Raw genomic sequence first — 11,318 nt, 5'->3', positions numbered from 1 at the left:
CTCCACCGGCAAGGTCGCCAGCGGCGCCGCACTCGCGGGCCAGGCCGGTCGGACCATGGCCGAGATGGTTGCATCCGTGCAGCGCGTGACCGACATCATGGCCGAGATCTCGGCCGCCTCGCAGGAACAGGCCGCCGGCATCGAGCAGGTCAACCAGACCATCGTGCAGATGGACGAGACCACCCAGCAGAACGCCGCGCTGGTTGAAGAAGCCTCGGCCGCCGCGCGTGCGATGGAGGAGCAGGCGACAGGCCTGGCCGACGCGATCTCGATGCTGCGGATCGAAGGACAGGCCGTGGCCGCACCCGCGGTGCAGGCGACGCGGTCCTCCCCGCCGTCGCCCCGCAAGCCGGCACCGGCCGCGCCGCGTCCGGCGACACGCGCCCCCGCCGCGCCCGCCCTGGCCGAGGCCGACTGGGCGGAGTTCTGATCGACGCCGCCGACACGTGACACGCACAAGGCCCGGCCCTGCGCCGGGCCTCGTGCGTGGTGGCACCGATCGCGATCAACTTCGTCGGCGCTGCGCCGATAACCCCATCGAGTCTTTCTGACGCGCCAGTCGCCATGAGTGCCGCTTCCCTGCCCCATCCTCCAGGCGATGCACGCCAGTTCGTGTTCGCCGACCGCGATTTCCGCCGCGTGTGCCAGCTGATCCACGACCGTGCGGGGATCGCGCTGGTCGCCAGCAAGCGCGACATGGTCTACGGCCGACTGTCGCGGCGGCTGCGTGCGCTCGGACTCGACGACTTCGGCGATTACCTGGCGCTGCTGGAAGGCGATCCCGACGGCGAGGAATGGCAGGCGTTCACCAACGCGCTGACCACCAATCTGACCGCGTTCTTCCGCGAACCGCATCATTTCGAGACCCTGGGCACCCAACTGCAACGGGCCGGATCGGGCCGCAAGCCGCTGGTGCTGTGGTCGTGCGCGGCCTCGACCGGCGAAGAGCCGTACTCGATGGCCATCACCGCCTGCGAGGCCTTCGACACGCTGCAGCCGCCGGTGCGCATTGTGGCGACCGATATCGACACCCAGGTCCTGGCGACCGCGCGCCAGGGCGTCTATCCGATCGAACGCGTCGCCGCGCTCGACGCGGACCTGCGGCGCCGCTTCTTCCAGCGCGGCACCGGGCCCAACGCCGGCAAGTGCCGGGTGCATCCGGCACTGCAGGCGCTGATCGAGTTCCGCCCGCTGAACCTGCTGGCCGGCCGCTACGATGTCGGCGGCCCGTTCGATGCGATCTTCTGCCGCAATGTGATGATCTACTTCGACAAGCCGACCCAGCGCGCCATCCTGTCGCGGCTGGTCACGCATATGGACGCCGAGAGCCTGCTCTATACCGGGCATTCGGAGAACTACCTGCACGCCGCCGACCTGATCCAGCCCTGCGGCCGCACGCTGTACCGGCGCCACTTCGCGGCAACCGCCCCGTGAGCATGCCGCCCAGCGATGCGGTGATGCGCTACCGGGACCCGCAGTTCCAGGTGCCGGCGGCCAAGCTGCTGCCCACCCAATACCTGGTGGTGGACGACGGCACGGCGCTGGTCACCGTGCTCGGCTCGTGCGTGGCCGCGTGCATCCGCGACCCGCTGCTGCACCTGGGCGGCATGAACCACTTCCTGCTGCCCGATGGTGGCAATGGTGACGGGGCGCCGGCGCGCTACGGCAGCTATGCGATGGAGGTGCTGATCAACGAGCTGCTCAAGCGCGGCGCCAGCCGCCGTCGCCTCGAGGCCAAGGTGTTCGGCGGCGCCAACGTGCTCAAGGGCTTCACCAACAACCCGGTGGGCACCCGCAACGCCGAGTTCGTGCGCGGCTACCTGGACGCGGAGCACATCCCGGTCGTGGCCGAGGACCTGCAGGGCATCCATCCGCGCAAGGTGTGGTTCTTCCCGCAGACCGGCAAGGTGATGGTCTACCGCCTGCCGCACGCGCACGGCGCCGAAGTGGCGGCCACCGAATCGGCCGTCCGTGCCCGCCTGGCGCGTGCGCCGGTCGCTGGCGATGTGGAGCTGTTCGAATGACGCCGGTCCGCGTGCTCATCGTCGACGACTCGGCGGTCGTGCGCCAGTTGCTGACCGAGGTGCTGTCGTCCGATCCGCAGATCGAAGTCGTGGGCAGCGCGGCCGACCCGCTGCTGGCTCGCGAGAAGATCAAGCGCCTGCATCCCGATGTGCTGACGCTCGATGTCGAGATGCCGCGCATGGACGGCCTGGTGTTCCTCGACAACCTGATGCGCTTGCGACCGATGCCGGTGGTGATGGTGTCCTCGCTGACCGAACGCGGCGCCGACATCACCTTGCAGGCGCTGGCACTGGGCGCGGTGGACTTCGTCGCCAAGCCGCGGCTCAACGTTGCTCACGGGCTGGAGGCCTACGCCCAGGAGATCACCGCGAAGGTCAAGGCGGCTGCGCGCGCCCAGGTCCGCACCGCGCCGCGTCCGGTATCGCGTGCGGCGGTCGGTCCCGCCGCACCGGCCGAGCCCACCGCCACGCCGGTCGCGCTGCGCTACCGCACGACCGACCGACTGATCGCGATCGGCGCGTCCGCTGGCGGCACCGAGGCGATCCGGGTCGTGCTCGAGGCGATGCCGCCCGATGCGCCGGCGATCGTGCTGACCCAGCACATTCCTGCCAGCTTCAGTGCGCCATTCGCCGAGCGCCTGGACCGCCATTGCGCAATGCTGGTGCGCGAGGCACGCGACGGTGAGACGATCCTGCCCGGGCATGTCTACCTGCCGCCGGGCGACCACCACCTGCGGGTGCTGCGCGATGGCGCCCGCTGGCGCTGCCGGCTCGACCCTGGCCCGCCGGTCAACCGACACCGGCCCGCGGTCGACGTGCTGTTCCGCTCGGTCGCGCAGGCGGCCGGCGCCAACGCGGTCGCGGCGATCCTCACCGGTATGGGCGATGACGGCGCCCGCGGGTTGCTCGAACTGCGCGAGGCCGGTGCTGCGACGCTGGTGCAGGACGAGGCCAGCAGCGTCGTCTGGGGAATGCCGGGCGCGGCCTGGAAGCTGGGCGCCGCGCAGGAATGCCTGCCCCTGGACCGCATCGCCCAGCGCCTGCTCGCATTGACCCGGCACGAGACGGTCGACTGACACCGCCGGCACCGCAGCGCTCGCCCTGCGGGCATGACGCCCGGCCCCACGCCGCAATGCGCCCAAGATCGCTGCGCGCCCCCCCGGCGCGGGATCAACGCCGGCTCAATGCGGCGCGCCGGCATAGGCCTTTTCGCCGGCCAGCACCGCCAGCCGGACCATCTGGCCGTTGGCATCGCGCTGCGCGAGGCGATTGCCCGGCGGCGGCAAGGGACAGGTGGCGTAGGCGGTGTACGCGCACGGCGGGTTGTAGGCGCGGTTGAAGTCGACGACGACGGTCGCATCGTCGGCGACGGGGCCGGTCTGCAGATAGCGGCCGACCGCGTAGGTGTCCCGCCCACTGGTCCGATCCTGGAAGTTGAGACTCAGGCCCTGCTGTGGATCGCCCAGCGCCTCCAGCCGCCAACGGTGTCCATCCTTGTCGAATTCCACATAGCCCGGATTGGGCGTGTCGTGGATGTCGCCGATGATGTTGGCGATCGGCAGGGTCGTGCCCGGCGGGTGGGCCACGAACCGGGCCTGCACCCGCCAGGCCGGATCGGGCTCGAAGAAGTCCAGACCGGCGAACTGCCGGCGCGCCGGCGCATCGGCGTGCCGCACCCGCAGGCCGAGCCGATCGCCGCGGCGGATCAGCGAGATCCGGCCCTTGCCCTCGTCGTATCCCAGCTGGGTCCCGCCGTCCCGGCCTTCAGGCTGCAGCGCCACCTCGCCCTGCAGGGGGCGGCCATCGACGGTGACCATCGCGTCCTGGTCAGCGGTGAAGTAGATGCCATCGGCCCGCCGCTCCAGTTCGCCCAGGTGCGGCGGAGCGATGGCCAGGCGGATGTCGTCCTGCGCGCCGCCGCCGATGCGCTGTCTGTCGGCCTCGACCCAATGCAGGCCGATGAGGCGCGTCCAGCCATCGGGCTTGTTCAACGCGTCGGCACGTTCGCGCACCCACGCCGCATGCGCCTGGCGAAACTCGGGCGCGGTGTCCACCGAGGCGGTCGGCGCCATGCCAGGATCGTCCGGGCGGTCGCAGGCGACGAGCGCCGGGAGCAGCAGGGCCGCGAGTGCGAGCGGACGCGTTCTCATGGTGGTCACCAGGTCCTTGAAATGCCCAGATGCAGATAGCGGCCGTAGGATTCGTGCAGGGCCGTCAGATAGTGGCCGGCGGCGTTCAGCGGCGGCGCCTTGTCGAACAGATTGCGTGCGCCCACGTCCACCGTCGTGCCGGCGAGCGGCCCGCGGGTGAAAGCGTGCGCCACCGACAAGGCCCAGCGCTGGGTGGACGGTACGACGAACGGGCTGCGATCGGCATACGCACCGGCGGTCACGCTGCCGATGTAGTCGTCGCGCAGCCGCACCGTCCAGCCGGCATGCTGCCACAGCAGCGTCGCGCTGCCGCGCCATTCCGGCTTCGCGCCATTGATGCCCACTTCGTTGGCCGCGCCCAGGTTCGCGGCGACGATGTCCAGCGCGCCGCTCTCGATGGCCTCGGCCACCTGCTGCACTTCGATCGGCTTGTGCTGGGTGTAGGCCTTGAGGCGGCTGACGTCGAGCAGCAACGCGAAGTCGCCCCACGCCGTCTCGCGCAACCGCCAGGCCAGGCGGTAGTCCACCCCGGACGCGGTCAGCGGTTGCCGGTTGCGATAGGTGTCGTACACATGGGTCACGACACCGGCCGGCGCGATGCCCGAGCCCTCGAACAGCGCGATGTCCTCGGCGGTCACCGGGGCGCGGACCACGTTCGGGTTGCTGCGGCCCTCGACGACGCGCAGATACGCGTCGTAGAGCACCTCCTCGCCCATGGTGCCGATCGGATTCTCCACTTCGATCCGCCAGGCGTCCGCGCTCAGACGCAGATGGCCCAGCCCAGGCGGCAGGAACCGCGGCTCGAACACCGCGCCCCACGACGATTGCCGAGTCGTCTCCGGTGCGACGTCGTCGCCGTAGGCCGTGACGGCGCTGACCGACGGCTTGACCTGCGATCCGTTGCTGTAGGCGTTCAGGCAGGCGGTGTCGTTGGGATGCGTGCCCTTGACCACCAGCGCGTGGCAACGCACGGCGTCGTTGTTGAAGCCGAAACCGTAGGTCGGCGGCGCGTTCACCAGTTCCAGGCCGGGGGCGCGGAAGCCGCCGCTGATCGAGCCGCGCAGCAGCAGGCTGTCGTTGACGCCCCACGCCGCGGCGATCTTCGGTTTGGCCACATCGCCGGCATCGCTGTAGTCCTCATAACGCCCCGCGATCTGCAGGTCCAGCGAACGCACGAACGGGATGCCGTGGGTCGGTGCGACCAGCGGCACCGCCAGCTCGATCAGCGCCGACTTCACACTGCGGCTGCCGCGCACGTCGGGCCGGGGACTGTGGGTGAAGAAATTGCTCTGGGCGACGGTCCCGGTGTACCAGTCCACGTACGATGTGCTGCCATCGATGCTCCGGTCGCGATCGTCGAAGCGACTTTCGTAGCGGTACTCCACGCCCGCCGCCAGGCCGATGTCGCCGGCATACCAGGACAGCAGGTCGGGCCGGTCGAGCTTGAAGTCCCACAACGCCAGTTCGGCCGTTCCCTCGCGGGTCGCCTCGCCGATGAACGCGGAGGTGTCGTAGGGCGTGGCATCCCCGACCCGGATGCTGGCCGGGTCGCCACCGCTGAACGGGTTGTAGGCGCTGGCATCGGTGCGGTTCACCGCGTCGATGAAGGCATCGGTGAACCCGCCCTGCTGTCGATCGGTGCTGCGCGCCCGGGAATACAGCAGCGCGGTTTCCCAGTTCCAGCCCGAATCGGTCCAGCCGCGCAGGCCGAGCAGCGCTCGCGATTGCGAGTTGTCGACACGGACCCGGCGGATGCCCGAATCGGCGAACTGGTAGTTGAGCAGCCGGATCGCGTCCGCCCCCCGCAGGGCGTCGGGCACCCAGTAGGCATCGGGCCGGATGTGCAGCAGGAAGCCGTCGCCGCCGAACCCCGCCTCGCTGCTGACCCAGGATTGCGATTGCGCGCGGTAGTAGCCGAGTTCGCCGAACAGCTGACGGCGGTCGTCCAGGTCGAACCGTGCCGTGGCGAAGACGTTGCCCTTGTCGATCGCAGGCGCGGTCGTGATGCCCGGCTCAGCGCCGGCGTCGTAGTGGTAGCGGGTCGGCACCTGACCCGGCGCCAGGGCGCCGGTGGCCGGGTCGATGTGCCAGCTGCCGGTCCGCCGCCCATCGACGTAGGTGTCGAAATGGCCCCAAGGCGTGCGGGTGGTGAAGCCGGTGGTGCCGTCGGGATCGGGGACGCGGGTGCCGTCGGCCAGCACGCGGCGGCCGTCGGTCGCGGTGAACCAGGCGTCTGAATTGTGCTGCGCGGTGCGGGTGGACAGCCCATAGAGCACCGATACATTGCCGCGGCCGCCGGCGAAATCGCGGCCGACGTAGCCCTCGAGCGACACGTCCTCGCGGTGGCCGTCCTGGACCGCGCCGTAGCGCAGCGTGATGCCGCCGCCGTCCTCCAGGTTGGTCGGCGTGATCAGGTCGGTGACGCCGGCGATCGCATCGGCGCCATAGATGGACGCCGCCCCGTCGAGCAGCAGATCGATGCGCTCCAGGCCGAAGGTCGGGATCGCATTGGCGTTGTAGGTGGTGTTGTCCCCGCTGTTGCTGATCGGATGCTGCACGGTGCGGCGGCCGTTGATCAGCAGCAAGGTGTACTTGGCGCCGAGGTTGCGCAGATTGATGGCCCCTACGTCGCCACGCGCGACATTGGAATTGCGCCCGGCGTTGGTGGTGCCCTTCTCGGTCACGGCGACGTCGCCGAACTGCGGCAGACTGCGGAACAGTTCGTTGCCGTTGGTCGCGCCCGTGGCCTGGATCTGGGCCCGGTCCACCGTCGCCACCGGCAGCGCCGCGGCGGCGCCGCCACCGACGATCCGCGAGCCGAGCACCGAGACCTTGTCGAGCAAGCGCGCAGTAGGTGCGGACGCCGCGTCGTCGGCCTGCACGCTCGTCGACAGCAGCGCGCACAACGCCAGTGCCAGGCGGCCGCGCGTCGGCGCGGGCACGCGCGCGCCGCGGGCGGCGACCGTCGGGACAGGATGGGCGCGGGCGCAACGGTGCATCGGGGACCCCGTGGTTCGATGGAAGGACGACGCCGCTCGGCGGATCAAACACGCTCGTGCGTGCGCGATCCGGGCGCGTCGAATGCTCTGGTTCTGATGGCGCGCGGCGCACACCGCTCGGGAACGCTAGCTAGCGCGGCGTGTGCACGAACGCGCCGCGCACGATGCTGCCGTCCAGCGTCTGCGCATCCTTGACCAGGTTGTAGAGCGGACAGGTCGCCTCGACCGCCTGGCGCAGGGCGTCGATGTCCTGCGCGGATGCAGGCGATGCGATGGTCGCGGTGTAGCGGAGGTTGCGAAACCGCGCCGGCGTGCTGACGTTCGCACCGAAACGCGGCCCGAGCTCGCCGTCCACGGTCAGTTCCAGGGTGTCGAGCAGCACATTGCGGGTGGCGGCCTGCACTTCGAAGATGTGCGTCAGGCAGGTCGCGGTCACGCCCAGCAGGTGTTCCTCCACGGTCGGCGCAAGCCCGTACCCCAGCAGGTCCGGCGCGCTGTCGTGCAGTTGCTGGTGGTCGCCGTCCTCGCCCAGGAACACCCGGCGCAGGCCGGTATGCGGCTCGACGTGCGCACGCGCGACCAGGGCGCGCGGCGGCGCGGTCCGGTCCGCCGCCTGGGCACGCTTGCCCAGCACGGCGGGCCGCTTCTCTTCGGTGATGAAATCGCGCAGGCCGGGCGGCAGCCCGGCTTCGCGCTGCGCCGGCGAGCGCGTGTAGCGCACCTCGGCATGGCCGACCTGCTGCGGGCGGGTCACCAGGTCGATCGCCGCCGACTGCGCATGGACGGCCTGGCGGAGCGATTCGAGCTGCGCGGCGTCGGCCGGCGAGTCGATGTAGGCCACGTAGGACAGGTTGTTCGGATAGGCCAGAGTCTCGCTCTTGCGCTCGGGCACGCTCGTGAACACCACGTCCAGCGCATCGATCGGAACGTTCTGCGCCGCGGCCTGCACGATGTACTCATCGGCCACCGCACTGGCCAGCGTGCCGACCAGGGAATCCCAGGATCCCGCGCCCAGGTCGTAGCCGGCATAGTCGCGACCGCTGTCGCTGATAGACTGATACTCACCGGTCGGCCCCAGGCGCAGGCGGCGGACGCCCGACCGGCTCTCGGCGACGACCTTGCCATGCAGCGCGGTGGGCGCGGCGTCCTGCGCCTGCAGGGCCTGGATCGCCGCACGCTTGGCGCTCAGGTACGCGCGCAGCGGCGAGCCGCTCGCATCACTTGCCAAGGCGCGCGGCGCCGCCGCCAGCAGCACGATGCACAGGCCCGCGGCGACGGCCCAGGACGGAGAGACGAGACGCGCGATGGACATGGGCAAGCGTTCCTGCGGCAACGAAGTGGCTTGCACTCTTTCACGATGCTGCGCCGCACGAAAACAACGATTCGGCATGTCCTGAGTCCGGCCTGCGATTGACCGCGACCGCGCTGCTGCGCCGCGGCGCCCAGGGATGGCGCGCGCATGAAAAAACGCCGCGCCCGTGTACACGGGCGCGGCGCTGGAGGAACGGGCCGAGGTTGGGAATCAGGCGGCGGTCTTGCGGCCGGCGTCGACGTACTCGGTGATCCGGTCGAAGTTCATGTACCGATAGATCTCGGTGGCCGACGCGTCCAGCACACCGACCTCGGCCATGTACTCGGCACGGGTCGGGATCCGGCCCAGGCGCGAGCAGATCGCCGCCAGCTCCGCCGAACCCAGATACACGTTCGAGTTGCGGCCCAGGCGGTTGGGGAAGTTGCGGGTCGAGGTCGAGAACACGGTTGCGCCCTCGCGCACCTGCGCCTGGTTGCCCATGCACAGCGAGCAGCCCGGCATCTCCATGCGCGCACCCGCCGCGCCGAAGGTGCCGTAGTGGCCTTCCTTGGTCAGCTCGGCGGCGTCCATCTTGGTCGGCGGCGCCACCCACAGCTTGGTCGGGATATCGCGCTTGCCTTCCAGCAGCTTCGACGCCGCGCGGAAGTGGCCGATGTTGGTCATGCACGAACCGATGAACACCTCGTCGATCTCGACCCCGGCGACCTCCGACAGGAACTTCACGTCGTCCGGATCGTTCGGGCAGGCCAGGATCGGCTCTTGGATATCGGCCAGGTCGATCTCGATGACCGCTGCGTACTCGGCATCGTCGTCGCCCTTGAGCAGTTGCGGGTCGGCCAGCCACGCCTCCATCTTCTCGATGCGGCGCTGGATCGAACGCGGATCCTGGTAGCCCTCGCTGATCATCCAGCGCAGCAACGCGATGTTGCTGTTGATGTACTCGATGATCGGTTCCTCGTTGAGGTGCACCGTGCACCCGGCGGCCGACCGCTCGGCGGACGCGTCCGACAGCTCGAACGCCTGCTCGACCTTGAGATCGGGCAGGCCTTCGATCTCGAGAATGCGACCGGAGAAAATGTTCTTCTTGCCCTGCTTGGCCACCGTCAGCAGTCCGGCCTTGATCGCGTAGAGCGGAATCGCATTGACCAGGTCGCGCAGCGTCACGCCCGGCTGCATCGCGCCCTTGAAGCGCACCAGCACCGACTCGGGCATGTCCAGCGGCATCACGCCGGTGGCCGCGGCGAACGCGACCAGGCCGCTGCCGGCCGGGAACGAGATGCCGACCGGGAAGCGCGTGTGCGAGTCACCACCGGTACCGACGGTATCGGGCAGCAGCATGCGGTTGAGCCAGCTGTGGATCACGCCGTCGCCGGGACGCAGCGAGATGCCGCCGCGGGTGGAGATGAACTCCGGCAGCGTGTGATGGGTCTTGACGTCGACCGGCTTCGGGTATGCCGCGGTGTGGCAGAACGACTGCATCACCAGGTCGGCCGAGAAGCCCAGGCACGCCAGGTCCTTGAGCTCGTCGCGGGTCATCGGACCGGTGGTGTCCTGCGAGCCGACCGAGGTCATCTTCGGTTCGCAGTACGTGCCCGGACGCACGCCCTGCCCTTCGGGCAGGCCGATCGCGCGGCCGACCATCTTCTGCGCCAACGAAAAGCCCTTGCCATTGTCGGCCGGCTGCTGCGGCAGACGGAACAGATCGGTCGGGGCTAAGCCCAGCGATTCGCGCGCCTTCGCGGTCAGCCCGCGGCCGACGATCAGCGGAATGCGGCCGCCGGCGCGCACCTCGTCGAACAGCACCCGGGACTTGACCTCGAACTCGGCGATCGTCTCGCCGTTCTTCAGCGCACGGCCCTCATAGGGGCGCAGCTCGATCACATCCCCCATCTCCATCTGCGAGACGTCGAGCTCGATCGGCAGCGCACCGGCGTCTTCCATGGTGTTGTAGAAGATCGGCGCGATCTTCGCGCCCAGGCACACGCCGCCGGCGCGCTTGTTGGGGATATAGGGGATGTCGTCGCCGGTCCACCACAGCACGCTGTTGGTCGCCGACTTGCGCGAGGACCCGGTGCCGACCACGTCGCCCACGTAGGCGACCAGGTGGCCCTTGTGCTTGAGGTCGGCAATGACCTGGATCGGACCGCGCTTGCCGTCTTCTTCCGGCACGAACGGCGCGTCGTCGCGCTTGTTCTTGAGCATCGCCAACGCGTGCATCGGGATGTCGGGACGCGTGGTCGCGTCGGGGGCCGGCGACAGGTCGTCGGTGTTGGTCTCGCCCGGCACCTTGAACACCGTCAGCGTCATCGACGCCGGCACTTCGGGCCGGCTGGTGAACCACTCGGCCTCGGCCCAGCTGCGCAGCACGGCCTGGGCGTTGGCGTTGCCGGCCTTGGCCTTCTCCTCGACATCGTGGAAGGCATCGAACACCAGCAACGTGTGCTTGAGGCCATCGGCAGCGATCGTGCCAACGGTGTCGTCGTCGAGCAGTTCGACCAGCGGATGCACGTTGTAGCCGCCGAGCATGGTGCCCAAGAGCTCGGTCGCGCGCGCGCGGTCGATCAGCGGGTTGTGTTCGGTGCCCAGCGCAATCGCGGCCAGGTACGAGGCCTTGACCTTGGCGGCATCGTCGACGCCGGCCGGCACGCGGTGCGTGAGCAGGTCCAACAGGAACTCGGCCTCGCCGGCCGGCGGGTCCTTGAGCAGCTCGATGACCTCGGCGGTCTGCTGCGCATTGAGCGGCAGCGGCGGGATGCCCAGCGCTTCGCGCTCGGCAACGTGGTGGCGGTAGGCTTCCAACATGCGGGCAACTCCAGAGTCTTGCGGTACCGGG

General features: G+C 69.7%; 8 protein-coding genes. 4 read left to right on the top strand and 4 right to left on the bottom strand.

From position 1 onward, the window contains the following. The 4 genes from ABE488_RS15040 to ABE488_RS15025 form a co-directional block, all read left to right on the top strand. On the top strand, positions 1-430 hold a 430-nt coding region (locus ABE488_RS15040), incomplete at its 5' end, for a methyl-accepting chemotaxis protein (RefSeq protein ID WP_346449191.1). Between the two features lie 134 nt (positions 431-564). Then, positions 565-1,434 carry a CheR family methyltransferase gene (locus ABE488_RS15035; RefSeq protein WP_346444853.1) on the top strand — a complete coding sequence of 290 codons (870 nt, stop codon included), beginning with the start codon at positions 565-567 and terminating at the stop codon, positions 1,432-1,434. Between the two features lie 2 nt (positions 1,435-1,436). Further along, complete coding sequence (gene cheD / locus ABE488_RS15030) at positions 1,437-2,024, top strand: chemoreceptor glutamine deamidase CheD (RefSeq protein WP_346444921.1); 588 nt, start codon at positions 1,437-1,439, stop codon at positions 2,022-2,024. Next, complete coding sequence (locus ABE488_RS15025; RefSeq protein ID WP_346449189.1) at positions 2,021-3,100, top strand: chemotaxis response regulator protein-glutamate methylesterase; 1,080 nt, start codon at positions 2,021-2,023, stop codon at positions 3,098-3,100. Before cheD ends, ABE488_RS15025 begins: the two co-directional genes overlap by 4 nt. Before the next feature lie 105 nt (positions 3,101-3,205). Here the strand turns inward: ABE488_RS15025 and ABE488_RS15020 are convergent, their stop codons facing one another. From ABE488_RS15020 to ABE488_RS15005, 4 genes are all read right to left on the bottom strand, one after another. Next, positions 3,206-4,174 carry a DUF1684 domain-containing protein gene (locus ABE488_RS15020; protein WP_346449187.1) on the bottom strand — a complete coding sequence of 323 codons (969 nt, stop codon included), beginning with the start codon at positions 4,172-4,174 and terminating at the stop codon, positions 3,206-3,208. A 5-nt stretch (positions 4,175-4,179) separates the two neighbouring features. Beyond that, positions 4,180-7,173: a TonB-dependent receptor plug domain-containing protein gene (locus ABE488_RS15015; RefSeq protein ID WP_346449185.1), complete on the bottom strand. Its 2,994-nt coding sequence runs from the start codon at positions 7,171-7,173 to the stop codon at positions 4,180-4,182. A 130-nt stretch (positions 7,174-7,303) separates the two neighbouring features. Beyond that, the gene (locus ABE488_RS15010; RefSeq protein WP_346449183.1) at positions 7,304-8,485 is read right to left on the bottom strand and encodes an OsmC family protein; all 1,182 of its coding nucleotides are present in this window, start codon (positions 8,483-8,485) and stop codon (positions 7,304-7,306) included. Positions 8,486-8,695: 210 nt separating this feature from the next. Continuing rightward, positions 8,696-11,287, bottom strand: a complete 2,592-nt coding sequence (locus ABE488_RS15005; protein ID WP_346449181.1) for a bifunctional aconitate hydratase 2/2-methylisocitrate dehydratase — start codon at positions 11,285-11,287, stop codon at positions 8,696-8,698. Positions 11,288-11,318: the final 31 nt, after the last annotated feature.

Origin of the sequence: Luteimonas sp. TWI662 (assembly GCF_039673825.1) — a bacterium.
In the GTDB taxonomy this organism is placed as follows: domain Bacteria; phylum Pseudomonadota; class Gammaproteobacteria; order Xanthomonadales; family Xanthomonadaceae; genus Luteimonas.
Note: the sequence above shows the minus strand (reverse complement) of the source record. Positions and strands in the feature narration are given on the sequence as shown.

Excerpts from the sequence above, each read along its gene's own strand:
- ABE488_RS15010 (WP_346449183.1), bottom strand. The coding sequence starts at position 8,485 with ATGTCCATCGCGCGTCTCGTCTCTCCGTCCTGGGCCGTCGCCGCGGGC.
- ABE488_RS15015 (WP_346449185.1), bottom strand. The coding sequence starts at position 7,173 with ATGCACCGTTGCGCCCGCGCCCATCCTGTCCCGACGGTCGCCGCCCGC.
- ABE488_RS15020 (WP_346449187.1), bottom strand. The coding sequence starts at position 4,174 with ATGAGAACGCGTCCGCTCGCACTCGCGGCCCTGCTGCTCCCGGCGCTC.
- ABE488_RS15005 (WP_346449181.1), bottom strand. The coding sequence starts at position 11,287 with ATGTTGGAAGCCTACCGCCACCACGTTGCCGAGCGCGAAGCGCTGGGC.
- cheD (WP_346444921.1), top strand. The coding sequence starts at position 1,437 with ATGCCGCCCAGCGATGCGGTGATGCGCTACCGGGACCCGCAGTTCCAG.
- ABE488_RS15035 (WP_346444853.1), top strand. The coding sequence starts at position 565 with ATGAGTGCCGCTTCCCTGCCCCATCCTCCAGGCGATGCACGCCAGTTC.
- ABE488_RS15025 (WP_346449189.1), top strand. The coding sequence starts at position 2,021 with ATGACGCCGGTCCGCGTGCTCATCGTCGACGACTCGGCGGTCGTGCGC.